Origin of the sequence: Owariibacterium komagatae, from assembly GCF_045865535.1 — a bacterium.
In the GTDB taxonomy this organism is placed as follows: domain Bacteria; phylum Bacillota; class Clostridia; order Oscillospirales; family Ruminococcaceae; genus Ruthenibacterium; species Ruthenibacterium komagatae.
On sequence record NZ_AP031406.1, the window covers coordinates 2249830 to 2265086 of the forward strand.

Sequence of the window (15257 nt, forward strand, 5' to 3'; positions counted from 1 at the left end):
TAATCAATTTGAATAATCATCCGTCCGCGCCAAGTGCCCGCCGGCTAGGTCTGTCATCGCCGTGAGCTGGGCGACAGATCAACCAGATCACGCTTTGTAAGCCGGAGAGAAGGTGGCACCGCTCTTGCCTGTAAAAGTTACTGTGGAGAAGAGGCGGTGAGTGTTGCAAGCGTCATAAAGAATCTCCTCGCAGAAAAGATAAAATGTGATTTCCTGGATCAGATATAGCGCCGGGCGGGTGGCTACAATCTTCTGCACCTCATAAGATCACCAAAACATATTGATAAGCAGCCCTAGTCCCGCTTGAGCTACTGCCAGGATGGGACACATCAAAAACGGCCATTGGAGAAGGTGCTCCGGCAGAGCGTAGTTCTTCATCCAGTTTTTGAACGTATAATCAGGATGTCCCTCGGTGCCGGGGATGACGAACCGGTTTTTTGCCTTCTTTTGAATCAGCCAGAAATCCAGGAAGAACAGATCACAGAAATTGACCATTATCCACTGGATATACCCAGTCAGGGTCAGACACCAGAATCGTGTTGTCCCGCCATCCAAAGCACTGATCGCACCATAAAGAAGAAGGGGCAGAAGTTCTCCGAAACAGATCCAAAGCCAGTAAGAACGTTTTTCTGTCGCGGTAGGCGGCTCTTTCGCCGCCTTGATGATGGCGGGCGGATAACAAGGGAACATCAGCCTGGGACAATACAGCGCTGCCAACCCGGCGAACAGGTTAAAGTAAGCTGCCATGGCGAGCCCATCTAAAAAAGTGCGCATCCAGTTCATATGCATCCCCTTTCATCTACAAGGGAGTTGTTTAACTAGTTGTTGCTAACCATTTGTGCGTTAAGCACCATGTCTTATCTCGCCGCCCAAGTGTAGCTTATTAATCCGATAGCAAGCTCAGAAGAGCAGGGGAGAACTGGAATCATAACCCTCACAAGAAGAAGCGACATGTTTATGTCCATTGGTTCTACTGTTTTACCGCACAACTCAGTTTCCGATATGCGAAGACCAGTTAATCTGTTATATTGTCTGTCAGGATAAAAAACAATCCGCAAACGAACAGTACAAGAAACAAAATTGCAGGAAGGGATAACCCGTTTTCAAAAATACTTATGATCATTCTTCCCGGTGGTGTTACCCATGCGTTTGCTGGGCTTTGCATCGCAACCATCATCGTTCCAGTAATTCCAATCGTACCACTCAGTGTCAAAAATCCGCCTTTAATCACTCTTTTCATAATGGTTTTCTCCTTTTATGGTACTCCTAACGCGAGGAAAGAATCATTTCAGTGGATCAGATTCATCTAAAATATGCGGAGGCCACACAGCAGGAATTGCTGCGCCGCGTTTCATCTTGAAGTCGCACACGTCATCCCCGGTTGCACAGGTTTTTTCCCGGTACAGAGCAACACCAAAGGCATGGAACATTACATAGTCCAGATTGCACATGTAAGGAAGATACTCCATGTAGCCTCTCGCTTTGCAAAACTCATAGATGGGGCAAACCTGGTTGTGATAGATGACGGGGTACTCTTCTGTGGGGGTCATGGTCTGCGTTACAAAGCTTCCCGGGTTTCTCGCAGCGTTTTCCGCATTCTTTCTGTCTTTGCGATGCAATGCCTTGTTGACAAGATCAGGGCAATGGTTGAACACTCCACCAATCAGTCGGCGCAACGGTCGGGGAACTCTGTCAAAGTACCGCTCATAGAGGGTGGTGGACAGACGTCCCCAGTCTTGGATGGAAAGACCGTATCGTTTTCCCACAACACCAATGGCAATAAAGAACATACAGCCAGTTAGATTTTTCGTTCCGCTGCTTCTGTCGCCACCGATAAAAGGAAAATGTTCCAGCATCTCCTGCTCATAGTACTCCCAAACTTCAGCGAAAATCTGGGGATAGGGCTTTCGGAAAATCTCCTTCAGTTCAGGCTTGACAAGTTTCAGATAATTGTTCATTTCCCGCTGGAGCTTATTCTTGCTTTTTTGATAATACGTGTGCATATAGTTGCCTCCGTATCCCTGTATCCTACCACGATGTTTTCAAACGATGGTTGCCTATTGCTAACTACTTTTACTATACTGCATTCTTGCGTTGCAATCAATCACCTTGTTGATTTTTTTATGTCCACTGTGGCCCATGTGAGAAGCGGATTGATCATTAACATCACCAGACTGCAATGCAGGGAAACGGAAAGACGGCCTGAGTTTTTCAGGCCGTCTCTTAATCTTATACGCTCCACCCAAGGCTGTCCTGCTGGATGGAGGATTCACTCTCCGGATCCAGGCTGACGGTTGCTTCATCCAGAAGAACAATGGGGGCATTTTTCAGCAGAGCTCTTGCGATGGACAGGCGCTGCCGTTCACCACCGGAAAGAGTGCTCCCGTTTTCTCCCAAAACTGTGTGATATCCGTCCGGCAATTTTTCAATGAATTCATCGCAGTAGGCGGCTTTGGCGACTGCCATAACCTGCTCTTCTGTGGCGTTTAGATTACCGATTTTGATGTTATTATAGACGGTGTCGTTAAAAAGCACTACATCTTGGAACACAAAGGACATATATTCTACCGGGTGCTCCGGATTAAGTTCGCGTAGATCAATTCTGCCAATTTTGACCGTTCCCTGGTTTACATCCCAGAAACGCGCGATGAGTCGGGAGAGGGTACTTTTGCCGCTTCCGCTGGTCCATTTGTAGAAACAGAGCTATGCTCATGCTGGATATGTTTTCCTTTATGATCTTTGGAAGTGTGGAGGCCATGAACAATGCCGCCCATGTATTGGAGGTTATTGATGCTACACTGGATAAATTGGACGGCATTGAACACGCCGACATGATAGACAAAGATGGGAAAGCTATCTCTTTGCAAAACGCAGACATTGCTTTCCGTGATGTGACATTCTCCTACGATACAGTTCCTGTTTTACGGAATATCAGCTTTTCCATCCCACAAAGCAGCACTACGGCCATTATAGGGCCATCTGGCAGCGGCAAGACCACGATTTGTAACCTGATTGCCCGTTTCTATGATGTGGACAGCGGGGAGGTCACAGTAGGCGGTGAGAATGTGCGGAATATGACCTGTGACAGCTTGCTCCGCAATATCTCGATGGTCTTTCAAAAGGTCTATCTGTTCCACGATACCGTTGAGAACAACATCCGTTTCGGCAATCCAAATGCAACCCAGAAAGAAATTATAGAGGCAGCGAAAAAGGCGCAGTGCCACGACTTCATTACGGCGCTTCCCGATGGATATGAAACGGTGATCGGCGAGGGCGGATCTACGATGTCCGGCGGCGGATAAGGTACAATAAGTTTCGCAAATTGAAAAGAGGATAAAAGAAGACATGGTTTGCAGAACTCTGGTAGAATGAAGTTGCGACACACCATTCTGAAAGGAGAGAGCAAACCATGTCCGAGAAGATTGTACAACTAAACGAGGCCGTAATCAAGAACGAACTCAAGGAACTTGTGCGTGGGAGCGTAGAGGAAACTCTCAACGAGCTGCTGGAGACTGAGGCTCAAAAGCTGACCCAGGCGGCCCGGTACGAGCGTAATGAGCAGCGCCAGGGATACCGCAGCGGCCACTACAGCCGCAATCTTACCACCACTTCCGGGGATGTTACCCTCAAGGTACCCAAGCTCAAAGGGATCTCCTTCGAGACCGCCATCATTGAGCGGTATCGCCGCCGGGAGAGCAGCGTGGAGGAAGCCCTCATTGAGATGTACCTGGCAGGCGTGTCCGTCCGGCGCGTAGAGGATATTACCGAGGCTCTGTGGGGAAGCAAGGTGTCTCCGGCCACCATCAGCGAGCTGAATAAGAAAGCGTATGTCCACATTGAGGACTGGCGGAACCGCCCTCTGCAAGGTGGGCGCTATCCGTATGTCTATGTGGATGGGATCTACCTGCGCCGAAATTGGGGCGGAGAGTTTGAAAATGTGGCCATTCTGGTGGCGATTGCGGTAAAGGAGGACGGATACCGTGAGGTTCTTGGTGCCGCCGAGGGCATGAAAGAGGACAAGGCCAGCTGGGTCAGCTTCTTCCAGTGGCTCCGCAGCCGTGGCCTGGACGGAGTGAAACTCATTGTTGGCGACAAGTGTCTTGGTATGCTGGAGGCTGTGGGAGAAGTATTCCCCGAAGCCAAGTACCAGCGCTGCACCGTCCACTTTTACCGCAATGTGTTCTCTGTCACGCCTCGCTCCAAGGTGAAGCTGGTGGCAAAGATGCTCAAGGCAATCCACGCCCAGGAAAGCAAGAGGGCTGCCCGTGAGAAAGCCAAAGCCGTGGTAGAAGAACTACGTTCCATGAAGCTGAAAGAAGCAGCCAAGAAGGTGGAGGATGGCATTGAGGAAACGCTGACTTACTGCGATTTTCCCAGCGAACACTGGACTCGCATCCGTACCAATAACGTCATTGAACGGCTGAACCGGGAGATCCGCCGCCGCACTCGCGTGGTGGGGAGTTTCCCGGACGGCAACTCCGCCCTCATGCTGGTCTGTGCCCGGCTGCGCCATGTAGCCGGTACCCAGTGGGGTAACAAGAAATACATGAACATGAAGCACCTGGAGGCTGCCGTTGAGGATGCCTCCATTGCTGGCTGACTTCTCTCATGCCAGGGCCTGCAAACCATTTTGCGAAAAATACTTGACACTACCCGGCGGCGAAAAGCAGCGTATTTCCATCGCCCGCGCCATCTTGAAAAATGCCAATATTGTCATTCTTGACGAGGCAACCGCAAGCATTGACCCCGAAAACGAACACCTGATTCAGCAGGCCATCAGCGAGTTGACCATTGGAAAAACGGTTATCGTCATCGCCCACCGCCTGGCTACAATTGAACACGCCGATCAGATTTTAGTGATAGATAAGGGGCAGGTAGTTCAGAAAGGGACGCACCGGCAGCTTATCCAGCAGGACGGTCTTTATCGCCGTTTTATTACAATCCGTGAGCAGGCAGAGGGTTGGTGTATGATTTAACGGCTTGCCTAAACGCCGTTCTTTACTTTTTCCATTGTTCGCTCTATACTTTTTCGTAACGTATTCTGAATTCAAAAGAGGAGGGCTTTTGCATGATGAGAACCGTTGCTTCCATCATAATTATGGTGGTGGCCAGCATTGCAGGAATGTTTTTTGGGGCAGCGATGAACAATGCTATTGGCGGGATGATTCTATTTGCAGTGATTTCAGGCATAGCCTGTATTATCCATAGTTTGAACAAGTGAAACATCTGATCCATCGCGCTTGTGCCGTCACGCAAAACACGTGACGGCATCTATATTGCTTACGGTTTTCCCGAAGTAAATACAACAAAATATTCAAATGCTCGCTGCATTTTAGACATACGAAGTTTGGCATCAGGAGGGCAATGCGGTGTGAAAATTAGATCGTGTTTTCCAAACAGGTTTACTTGACAAATTTATCCTTGCGATATATAATCACATCAATGGGTTAGCCGCGACTAACTAAAATGATGAAATTTATTTTTTTGCCGTATGGTTAGCGATTGCTAACCATACGAACGCTACTAATTGTTAAATGTCGTTGTGAATGATAGAAGGTGACTTCCTGTGTCAGAGGATTTATTGGTTCGACATTGTTCTCCTACGTTGGCAGGAATCAAAACTGGAAATCTATTCTCGTGTCCCTGTACCTTCCGAGCGGATCTGACAAAAGAATTGTGCCGTTTAAATAAAAAGCTGGTTCCGAAAGGAATCCGAGTTTTGCCGCTCAGAGTCTGCGGGGGACGCGCTTTGATTTATGTTTATCGTCCCCATGCGCTAGAGTGCGACTTAGCTAATCAACGTGCCAGAGCGCTGTTACTGAAGTACGGATACACACCGGAAAATCCGAACTGTTGTGTGGTTCATTTGATGCGTCGCCTTTGCGCTGAAGAATTTCCCCATGAAATTGGCTTGTTTTTAAGCTATCCGCCGGAAGATGTGTTAGGGTTCATCCAGAATAGAGCTTGTAATCACAAGTGTGTGGGATGCTGGAAGGTCTATGGTGACGAGCAAGCAGCTAAGAACATTTTCGAAAAATACGACAAGTGCAGTAAAGCATACTTCCGACAGTGGCAGCAAGGGAAATCCATTGAGCAGCTTACTGTAGCTGGTTGATGATTCTACCATAATAAATCACAGAGAAAGGTTGTTGTTTTTTATGAGTAAAGTTGCGGTTGTTTATTGGAGCGGTACGGGTAATACCGAAGCAATGGCGATGGCTGTTGCGGAGGGCGCCAAAAATAAGGGCGCGGAAGTTTCGGTTTTAACCGCAGGTGAATTTTCGGCAGCTCAGATAAGCGCCTTTGATGCTGTTGCGTTCGGGTGCCCCTCTATGGGGGCAGAACAGCTTGAGGAAAGCGAATTCGAGCCGATGTTCTCTGATTGTGAAGGGGAGATTCGCGGAAAGAATATCGCTCTGTTTGGTTCCTACGGTTGGGGCGACGGCGAATGGATGCGCAACTGGGAGTCTCGATGCAACGAAGATGGAGCCAATCTGGTGTGCGACAGCGTGATTTGCAATGAAACTCCGGATGATGATGCGCTGTCAGCGTGCCGCGAACTGGGGGCATCCCTTATCTGAGTTTCTTTTACTGCTTCATTCTATCGAATGGTGCCGGTAAGTTTTATTAAATTCATAAATCTACCATGATCTGTTTCAATCATCAATTTTTCCCAAAGATTGCTTCACGTGTTGCTGAATTGCAGAAAAGGATGCCGCGCTGATTACATGTTCGATTCTACACGCATCTTCCGTTGCTGTTTTTTCATCCACGCCCAAGCGCATCAGCATCTCGGAAAGAACGGTATGACGCGTGTACATGGTTTGAGCAATCTCCATACCGCTTTCCGTCAATGTGATCGCACCGTCAGAATCTACCAGAACGTAGCCGTTTTTTTTCAGGATGGACATAGCCCGGCTGACACTGGGTTTAGAATATCCCAAATGCTCCCCGACATCAATGGCACGCACATAGCTTTTTGTCTGGGAAAGGATATAAATCGTTTCCAGATACATCTGGCCAGATTCATGAATCGACATGGCTACCTCCACACTATACTAATTTAATTTTCTTATTATATCACAGTTAGTGGTATAGTTTCAAATTGATTAACGATTTTTGATGATCGATATTTGTTTCTCTATTTGGGCTTGACAACAAACGAGAGATGGTGTATTATTTTGACGCTACGGTTAGAGCTTGCTAACCGTTTTTTACGGCCTGACGGTTGTTTTATGCTAACTGATATATTTATGACGGGTGAACATGATGACTTTGAAAGATGCCTTGGAAGGAAAAGAATATCTTGTCCAGAAAATTGATACGGATGACGAGGAATTGAATGCCTTTTTGTTTTCTCTTGGGTGCTATGCAGGAGAGCCGATCACCGTGGTTTCTCACTTGAAAGGTGGTTGCGTCGTTTCCATTAAAGACGGTCGCTACAATATCGATAATCAGCTGGCTGAGGCAATTCTAATTTGATTTTGCCTCGCCTTGCATAAAAAGATAAAGGTTTACTGCACACATCGGTTAGCGTAAGGCAACCGCGGTGTGTTGTAATAAAACAGCGAAAACAGAATAGAGGAGGAACTTACCATGCGTATTGCCTTGACCGGCAACCCGAACTCCGGCAAGACCACCATGTACAACGCTCTGACTGGGCGAAATGAAAAGGTGGGCAACTGGGCTGGTGTTACGGTAGAAAAGAAGGAACATCCCATCAAGAAAGCGTATTTCAGCGGTACCGAAGAACTGATTGCGGTGGATCTGCCCGGTGCCTACTCCATGTCGCCCTTTACTTCTGAAGAGAGTATTACCAGTTCTTATGTGCGGAACGAGCATCCGGATGTTATTATCAATATTGTGGATGCCACGAACTTGAGCCGCAGCCTGTTTTTCACGACTCAGCTGCTGGAGCTGGGCATTCCGGTTGTAGTCGCGCTGAACAAGAGCGATATCAACGTCAAGAAGCAGACTAAGATTGATACGGCAGCCCTCTCTGCAAAGCTGGGATGTCCAGTGCTGGAAACCGTGTCCACAGCCGCCGAGGGATTGAAGGCGGTGGTAGAGGCTGCAGCGGCTCTCAACGGCAAGGGCCAGAAAGCTCCATACAGCCAGGGTAATATCGACCTGACCGATAAGAAGGTCGTGGAAGAAGCAGACCGCAAGCGCTTCACCTTTGTCAACCAGCTGGTCTCGCAAGTGGAAAAGCGGAAGGTACTTACCCGCGAGAAGGGAACCGGGGATGCCATCGACGCTGTCCTCACCAATAAGTTTGCCGGTATTCCCATCTTTGCTGCGGTCATGTTCCTGGTGTTTCAGATTTCTCAGGTCTGGGTGGGGCCGTTTATTGCAGACACCCTGGTGGCCTGGATCGAGACCTTCCAGGGCTTTGTGGCGGACAGCTTGGCCGATGCCAACCCGCTGCTGACCGCTCTATTGGCCGACGGCATCATTGGCGGTGTGGGCGCTGTCGTGGGCTTCCTGCCTCTGGTTATGATCATGTATTTCCTGATCGCGCTGCTGGAGGACTGCGGCTATATGTCCCGCGTTTCGGTGGTTCTGGATCCCATCTTCAAAAAGGTAGGTCTTTCCGGCAAATCGGTCATTCCCTTTGTTATCGGCACTGGTTGTGCGATCCCCGGCGTTATGGCTAGCCGTACCATCCGCAACGAGCGTGAGCGTCGTGCTACCGCTATGCTGACTCCTTTCATGCCCTGCGGCGCAAAGATCCCCGTGATCGCCCTTTTTGCCGGCGCATTCTTTGATGATGCGGGCTGGGTGAGTTTTACCATGTACTTCACCGGTATCGTTCTGATTTTCCTGGGCGCTCTGCTGGTCAACAAAATTGCCGGTTACAAGAACCGCAAGTCTTTCTTCATCATCGAACTGCCCGAGTATAAAGTTCCCTCTCTGCTCTTTGCCCTGAAAGCTATGTGTGCCCGGGGCTGGGCCTATATCGTAAAGGCCGCCACCATCATTCTGCTGTGCAACACCGCTGTGCAGATCATGCAGACCTTCAACTGGAGTTTTGCTGTGGCCGAAACTGCCGATAGCTCCATTTTGGCCTCCATTGCCCATCCCTTTGCCTATCTGCTGATTCCCATTGTTGGCGTCCTCAGCTGGCAGCTGGCCGCCGCCGCTGTCACCGGCTTCATCGCCAAGGAAAACGTGGTGGGTACTCTGGCTGTCTGCTTTGTGGGTCTTGAGAACCTCATTGACACCGATGCGCTGGAAATGATGGAAGGCGCCGGCGCTGAGGTGGCAGGTGTCATCGCCATTACCAAGGTGGCTGCTCTGGCCTATCTGATGTTTAACCTCTATACTCCTCCGTGCTTTGCTGCCATCGGTGCTATGAACAGCGAGATGAAGAGTGCCAAGTGGCTGTGGGCTGGAATTGGTCTCCAGATGGGCACTGGTTATACAGTCGGCTATCTGGTCTATCAGATCGGAACCCTGGTTACCACCGGCTCGGTTGGCGCGGGTTTTGTTCCCGGTCTGATTGCAGTGGGTGCTTTTGTTGCTGTGCTGGTTTACCTGTGCCTGAAAGCGGATAAAGATCTGAAGCGCGAGTACGCGCTGAGCGGGGCGAATGCGTAATGATTGACTACATTGTGATTGCCATTATTTTGGCGATTGTGGCTGCTGCTGCTTTCTATGTATATAAAGCAAAAAAAAGTGGCAAGAAATGCATCGGGTGTCCCGATGGTTGCTCTGGATGCAATGCCAAAAAAGGTGACGCCCACTGTAGTTGCAGCGAACACAAGCATAAATAGTACAAGCAAATATAACCGCGGTTCTCCCAATAGGAGAGCCGCAGTTTTTTGGAAATTGTACAATGCCTAGTGCTTCTGAGCGGGCATAACTGGGCAAAAAATACATAATTGCATATTGACAGTAATCGGTGCGACTGATACTATATAAATGGTTAGATTACGCTAACCGCTTGCTTTTTGCTTCGCTGTTAGCGTTTGCTAACCTTTCGGGCTTGAGACGAATCTTGCTGCTTTTATTAAAGGGCTGAAGGATGGGATGTCTTTGTGAAAACCAAACGCATCACAGAAGACTATGTGAAAATGATTTACCAACTGTCACAAAAGGGAGAGGTTCGCTGTTGTCGATTAGCTGAGCGGCTATCTGTGTCCCGCCCCACGGTATCGGTGTCGATCAAGGCTCTTTCGGAAGAGGGCCTTGTATATCAAGATGATATTAAAAATATTCACTTGACTGAGCAGGGATTAAAACTGGCACGGGAAGTGGAAGCCAGGCATCGGGTGTTATATGAATTACTGATAACGCTTGGGGTTGATGAGAGAATTGCTTCAATAGATGCTTGCAAAATGGAACATGCACTGGGAGAAGAAAGTTTTCAGGCTCTGCAATCACTGCTTAGCAATCCAAAGTAAGTAGCGGGGAACTTTACACTTGTTTGGGAATGAGGGCTGGATGTGCTGATAGAGTGGTTAAAGAATGAAATCCTGACAAAAGCAACATGGCACAATGATATACCCGGAATTTGCATCTGCCAGTTTGAATGGATAGGGCCGGTCAATGAGGCTGTGAATCCATTCCCTACGGAGCAGACGTCGCAACTGATTGAAATGTTTTTTTGCGTTGAAGGTGAAATCATTGCACAGCGAGGGGATACCGATCAATGTCGAGTGACAAAAGGAAGCGTCTTGATCCTGGGCGGTACAGCAGAACAGACCTCTTTCAGTATCGGCGAAAATATGCGAGGGGTTTTGGTATCAATCGATACTCACCAGATTGAAGATAATCCATTTTTGTTCTGTGACATTTTGGGACTGGATTTGAAACTATTTAAATCCAAGATGGATGAATGGCCAGGGGGAATGGTGCTGGTGAGCAACGGTTGGACGCAATCTTTGTTTGAGCAGTTGGCCTTTCTTCCAGCCGATGAGGGCAGGAAATATTGCCTTTTGAAATCGCTGGAACTATTATACGTTTTGAATACAAGAGACTATGGGGTGGAATATAACTCTCTGATTAAAGAAGGGGGGCGGATGTGCCAAAGTGTATTGGATGCCCAAAAGTATATGGAAGAGCATTTGTCTGAAAAAATTACGATAACTCAATTGAGCAGAACACTTTCGGTCTCACCCACCTACCTGAAAGCAGAATTCCGTCGAATGTATGGAACATCCATACATCGCCGGCTAATTGAACTGCGTATGCGGCGAGCTGAAGATTTGATTCGTAGCACGGATTATCCCATTTACCAAATTGCGCAAGAAGTCGGATACGAGGGTGTGAGTCAATTCAGCGCGGTTTTTAAAAGACAGTACGGTGTTACACCAGGACGTTTCAAAAAAATGTCAAAAACAATAATGCGGTGTCCGTTTCGATAATGACAGCCAAAGAAGAGTTGGGTATAATGATTGGACGCTCAACAATATCTTGATGCAAAAGGAGTGATCGCGGTGAAACAACATCGTTTTTGGGCCTGGGGTGCGGTAATCTGCATGATCATGGTCATGGTCACGGGCTATAAGCGGAAATAACAGAAAGGGAGTATTAAAATGAGTGTTTATTCTAAACTGGCTTGTTTTGTAGGAGGCACGTTGTTCGGGTCTTTTGGTATCAAACTTCTGTCCAGCAAAGACGCTAAAAAGGTATATGTGCATGCAACTGCAGCCGGTTTGCGCATGAAAGATTCCGTGATGGAAACGGTTACAAATGTGCAGGAGAATGCAGCTGACGTTCTCGCCTCTGCCAAAGAACTCAATGAAGAGCGGGCCGCTAAGGAAGCTGAGGAGAGTGAGGCAGCCAAGGTGGAAGACGTGGAAGCCTGACATCAGCAGAGGGAGCCGCCCTACGCGGCTCCCTTTTTCCGTGAAGGAGGATAATTCATGAACGCAACGATTCTGCACGAGAGTCATGGCCGCATCCGAATTAGACTAAAGCAAAGACGAATGACTTTGGAACAGGCGGACCAATTGGAAGCATGGTTGCAGAGTAGAAACTGGGCACAACAGATTACTGTCCATGAACGCACATGTACTGTAATTGCGTATTATAGCGGAGACAGACGAGCAGTATTGGATGATTTTCGCCGCTTTTCCTGGAAAGAAGCAGAGAAAAATGTGAATTTGCCGGCGCATAGCAGCCGTGCCTTGAACCGGGAATTTGAAGAAAAATTGGTGGGTAAAATTATGCTGAAGGCAGCCTGCACGCTGTTTTTGCCGCCCCCTTTAAGAATTGCCCGTATTCTTTGGCATATGGTTCCCTTTGTCAGGCGGGGGTTACGCTGCCTGTTGCGCCGGAGAATAAAAGTGGATCTGCTGGATGCTCTATCTATTTCGATCTCTGCCTGCCGAGGCGATTTTGGCACCGCTGGAGCGGTTACGTTCCTGCTTGAAGTAGGGGAACTGCTTGAAGAGTGGACTCGAAAAAAGTCAATGGAAGATCTGGCTCGCTGTATGTCGCTCAATATAGATCGGGTTTGGCTTCGTACCGAGCAGGGAGAAGTACTGGTTCCGGTTTCCCAAGTCCAGCCAGGAGACGCAGTCATTGTGCGTGCCGGTAGTGTCATCCCTATGGATGGTATCGTATTGGAAGGTGAAGCAACTGTCAATCAGGCGTCTCTTACAGGAGAGTCTATACCTGCGATCAAACGGCCTAACAGTACCGTTTATGCGGGTACCGTAGTAGAGGAAGGCGAATGTGTCCTGGAAGTAAAACAGGCATCCGGGCAAAGCCGCTACGATCAAATCGTACATATGATTGAACAATCGGAGCAGATGAAGTCGGCGGCGGAAAGCAAGGCTGCTCACTTGGCGGATAAGCTGGTTCCGTATACTTTTGTAGGCAGTTTGTTGAGCTTTGCGTTGACGCGCAACGTGGCACGGGCTTTATCGGTTCTGATGGTGGACTTTTCCTGCGCACTGAAATTGGCGATGCCTTTGGCAGTACTCTCGGCTATGCGGGAGGCCGGAAAGGCGCATGTTACAGTCAAGGGGGGAAAATTCCTGGAGGCGGTAGCTGCGGCAGATACCGTTGTTTTCGATAAAACAGGTACCCTTACACATGCTTGTCCCCGGGTAGCAAAGGTCATTCCCTTTGGAGAGAACAAAGAAACCGACATGCTTCGTCTTGCAGCCTGTCTGGAAGAGCATTTCCCGCATTCCATGGCGAATGCAGTAGTGGAAGAGGCAAAACGACAGGGGCTGACCCATGAGGAATTCCATTCAAAAGTGGAATATCTGGTGGCTCATGGCATTGTGAGTACGGTGGACGGTAAGCGTGTATTGATCGGCAGTGCACATTTCGTTTTTGAAGATGAGAAATGCAAAATTCCGGAAGGAGAGCAGGAACGATTCGCTATGCTGCCGGAAGAATACTCCCATCTGTTCCTGGCGATAGGCGGGCAACTGGCGGCTGTGCTCTGTATCTCTGATCCTCTGCGAGAAGAGGCCGCCGCAGTGCTTCGTACATTGCGAAATATGGGAATTAAACGAACAGTGATGCTTACTGGCGACAGCCAACGTACAGCAGCTGCCATAGCATCTCAATTAGGTGTGGATGAGTTCCGGGCGGAGGTCTTGCCAGCAGATAAGGCGGAGTTCGTTGCACGCCTGCGTAAGGAAGGACATACGGTTTTGATGGTGGGGGATGGAATCAATGATTCTCCCGCACTTTCCGAGGCGGATGCAGGAATTGCTATTAGTGATGGCGCAGCTTTAGCCCGAGAAATTGCAGATATTACCATTGCCGCTGATAGCCTTTGGGAACTGGTTGAACTGCGTCGTATTGCGATGGAGCTGATGAGGCGTATTCACTCCAACTATCGTTTTGTGATTGGATTTAATGGCGTGCTTATTGCACTGGGGGTAATGGGTATTTTGCCACCGGCAACTTCCGCGACATTGCATAATTTATCTACATTGGGTGTGAGTCTAAGGAGTATGGGACCATTACCGCAAGCACAGAGAACGCTGATTGCTGAATAATAAACGAAAATACACTTTGGATACTGCGGAAGGTAGGTTCTGGAATCAATAAAAATAGAGAAAAATGGAGTATTAGTTGTTGCAAGGAGTTGATGTGACTTGGCATCGATTACCAACCGAAAATCCGAGTGGATTCTATGTCCGATATGCCATTGTCGAACCAGAATAAGGGTACGGAAAGATACGACTCTTTTGAATTTTCCTTTATTTTGTCCCAAATGTAAGCGGGAAATGCTCATCAACATTGTTGACAGCAAAATATGTGTCATAAAAGAATTAAATTGAGAGCCAGAGGTAAAACGCAGAGCCCGCACTTCTTCCGGATTTCAGGAAGAAGTGCGGGCTTACTTATTTCTGCTTATAGACGGAATAAGATTTAGGGCTTCGTAATGTGCGCAGTGCGGCTTCACAGATTTCATTCAGCAGGATAGCCTCGGCTTCTGTGCAGGTGGCCAGTTTGGCTTTCAGTTCGGCTGCAGCACCGTTCGTGGTATCGGAGTGTTCCGGATAAAAGATATCGGCGGGATCTATATTAAGTGTTCTTATGAGTGGATACAGGGTTTCCATTGTCAGGTTTGAACGATAATTTTTGATATCACCGACTGTGCGAAGGCCAATTCCCAGAACTTCCGCAAGTTCAGATTGTGACAATTTTGCTTTATGACGTGCTTTGCGCACGGTATCTCCCAGAGATTTCTGGTAAACAGGCATCATAACTCACCTCAAATGTATTTTACAATGCCTGTTTTGCAACTAAAATCCATATATAGCGCGTATTAACAGGCGCTATGCTGCCTGTTTTGGGCCTGCGCTCAAAGAATTGTTTTTGCTTTATATTTTCCGAGGAAAAGGTAAAGGGGTTTTTGACATTATTTTGCTACGATAAAGCTGGAGCAAGAAGTGAGGCGGTGAGAGGATGTGGACGCAAACTGGCGCCGAGAAGCCATCGTCGAGATCCTTCGCCAGAGAGGAAAAGTCAGGGCCAAAGAACTGGCGGAACGTTTTCAAGTTACAAGGCAAACGATCTATCACGATGTAGAAGTTTTGTCTCTGCACTATGATCTGTGTACAGAACCGGGAAGAAATGGAGGAATATACCTCTTGAATCCCAAACGACACAGGAGAGAATGTCTCTCATGTACACAGGTGGAAGTTCTTCAACAGATATTGGAAAGCCTGACAGACGAACGAAAAGAAATCGTCCAATCCGTCCTCGATGATTTTAGCTCCCCTTGACCGAGACAGGTCGGTACCTTGACAATACGAATACATAGCCATGCGGGAGCA

At 48.2% G+C, this 15257-nt stretch carries 17 protein-coding genes and 4 pseudogenes; 15 read left to right on the top strand and 6 right to left on the bottom strand.

Annotation, left to right across the window (positions count from 1 at the left end):
• Positions 1-267: 267 nt before the first annotated feature.
• The 4 genes and pseudogenes from ACKTS9_RS11155 to ACKTS9_RS11170 form a co-directional block, all read right to left on the bottom strand.
• Positions 268-783, bottom strand: coding sequence for a hypothetical protein (locus ACKTS9_RS11155; protein ID WP_349216879.1), 516 nt, complete (start codon positions 781-783; stop codon positions 268-270).
• Between the two features lie 232 nt (positions 784-1015).
• Positions 1016-1240, bottom strand: coding sequence for a peptidase M50 (locus ACKTS9_RS11160; protein ID WP_087181183.1), 225 nt, complete (start codon positions 1238-1240; stop codon positions 1016-1018).
• A gap of 43 nt (positions 1241-1283) precedes the next feature.
• Positions 1284-2003, bottom strand: a complete 720-nt coding sequence (locus ACKTS9_RS11165; RefSeq protein ID WP_204659350.1) for an L-2-amino-thiazoline-4-carboxylic acid hydrolase — start codon at positions 2001-2003, stop codon at positions 1284-1286.
• Positions 2004-2253: 250 nt separating this feature from the next.
• Positions 2254-2682 (bottom strand): annotated as a pseudogene (locus tag ACKTS9_RS11170) (ATP-binding cassette domain-containing protein); the annotation flags it as partial.
• Between the two features lie 23 nt (positions 2683-2705).
• Between ACKTS9_RS11170 and ACKTS9_RS11175 the strand changes: the two are divergent.
• The 6 genes and pseudogenes from ACKTS9_RS11175 to ACKTS9_RS11200 all read left to right on the top strand — a co-directional run.
• A pseudogene (locus tag ACKTS9_RS11175) lies at positions 2706-3296 on the top strand (ATP-binding cassette domain-containing protein); the annotation flags it as partial.
• Positions 3297-3403: 107 nt separating this feature from the next.
• Positions 3404-4600, top strand: a pseudogene (locus ACKTS9_RS11180) (IS256 family transposase); the annotation flags it as partial.
• A gap of 46 nt (positions 4601-4646) precedes the next feature.
• Positions 4647-4976: pseudogene (locus ACKTS9_RS11185) on the top strand (ATP-binding cassette domain-containing protein); the annotation flags it as partial.
• A 92-nt stretch (positions 4977-5068) separates the two neighbouring features.
• On the top strand, positions 5069-5221 hold the full coding sequence (locus ACKTS9_RS11190; protein WP_349216728.1) for a hypothetical protein: 153 nt from the start codon (positions 5069-5071) through the stop codon (positions 5219-5221).
• A gap of 345 nt (positions 5222-5566) precedes the next feature.
• On the top strand, positions 5567-6115 hold the full coding sequence (locus ACKTS9_RS11195; RefSeq protein WP_204659356.1) for a DUF3793 family protein: 549 nt from the start codon (positions 5567-5569) through the stop codon (positions 6113-6115).
• A 43-nt stretch (positions 6116-6158) separates the two neighbouring features.
• Positions 6159-6581: a flavodoxin gene (locus tag ACKTS9_RS11200; protein ID WP_204659358.1), complete on the top strand. Its 423-nt coding sequence runs from the start codon at positions 6159-6161 to the stop codon at positions 6579-6581.
• Positions 6582-6656: 75 nt separating this feature from the next.
• Here ACKTS9_RS11200 and ACKTS9_RS11205 read toward each other — a convergent pair whose 3' ends face one another.
• Positions 6657-7040 carry a metal-dependent transcriptional regulator gene (locus tag ACKTS9_RS11205; RefSeq protein ID WP_349216727.1) on the bottom strand — a complete coding sequence of 128 codons (384 nt, stop codon included), beginning with the start codon at positions 7038-7040 and terminating at the stop codon, positions 6657-6659.
• A 226-nt stretch (positions 7041-7266) separates the two neighbouring features.
• Here ACKTS9_RS11205 and ACKTS9_RS11210 point away from each other — a divergent pair, with 226 nt between their 5' ends.
• The 8 genes from ACKTS9_RS11210 to ACKTS9_RS11245 all read left to right on the top strand — a co-directional run bounded on the left by ACKTS9_RS11210 (position 7267) and on the right by ACKTS9_RS11245 (position 14255).
• Complete coding sequence (locus ACKTS9_RS11210) at positions 7267-7482, top strand: FeoA family protein (protein WP_345941680.1); 216 nt, start codon at positions 7267-7269, stop codon at positions 7480-7482.
• A gap of 114 nt (positions 7483-7596) precedes the next feature.
• Entirely contained in the window at positions 7597-9600 is a 2004-nt protein-coding gene (gene feoB / locus ACKTS9_RS11215) for a ferrous iron transporter B (RefSeq protein WP_349216726.1), read from the top strand.
• Positions 9600-9776: a FeoB-associated Cys-rich membrane protein gene (locus ACKTS9_RS11220; RefSeq protein ID WP_204659542.1), complete on the top strand. Its 177-nt coding sequence runs from the start codon at positions 9600-9602 to the stop codon at positions 9774-9776. The genes feoB and ACKTS9_RS11220 overlap by 1 nt, the downstream gene beginning before the upstream one ends.
• A gap of 264 nt (positions 9777-10040) precedes the next feature.
• Positions 10041-10406: an iron dependent repressor, metal binding and dimerization domain protein gene (locus ACKTS9_RS11225; RefSeq protein ID WP_204659540.1), complete on the top strand. Its 366-nt coding sequence runs from the start codon at positions 10041-10043 to the stop codon at positions 10404-10406.
• Between the two features lie 42 nt (positions 10407-10448).
• A complete protein-coding gene (locus ACKTS9_RS11230) occupies positions 10449-11369 on the top strand; it encodes a helix-turn-helix domain-containing protein (RefSeq protein WP_204659538.1) in 921 nt (306 codons plus the stop codon).
• 171 nt (positions 11370-11540) lie between these two features.
• Complete coding sequence (locus tag ACKTS9_RS11235) at positions 11541-11813, top strand: DUF6110 family protein (RefSeq protein WP_204659536.1); 273 nt, start codon at positions 11541-11543, stop codon at positions 11811-11813.
• A 57-nt stretch (positions 11814-11870) separates the two neighbouring features.
• Positions 11871-13970: a heavy metal translocating P-type ATPase gene (locus tag ACKTS9_RS11240; RefSeq protein WP_407880843.1), complete on the top strand. Its 2100-nt coding sequence runs from the start codon at positions 11871-11873 to the stop codon at positions 13968-13970.
• Between the two features lie 108 nt (positions 13971-14078).
• Positions 14079-14255 (top strand): cysteine-rich KTR domain-containing protein, encoded by a 177-nt coding sequence (locus tag ACKTS9_RS11245; RefSeq protein ID WP_407882112.1) that lies wholly within the window; start codon positions 14079-14081, stop codon positions 14253-14255.
• Between the two features lie 63 nt (positions 14256-14318).
• Here ACKTS9_RS11245 and ACKTS9_RS11250 read toward each other — a convergent pair whose 3' ends face one another.
• A complete protein-coding gene (locus ACKTS9_RS11250; RefSeq protein WP_204659532.1) occupies positions 14319-14684 on the bottom strand; it encodes a helix-turn-helix domain-containing protein in 366 nt (121 codons plus the stop codon).
• Between the two features lie 204 nt (positions 14685-14888).
• On the opposite strand from ACKTS9_RS11250, the gene ACKTS9_RS11255 reads away from it, so the two are divergent.
• Positions 14889-15206, top strand: a complete 318-nt coding sequence (locus ACKTS9_RS11255; protein ID WP_407880845.1) for an HTH domain-containing protein — start codon at positions 14889-14891, stop codon at positions 15204-15206.
• Positions 15207-15257: the final 51 nt, after the last annotated feature.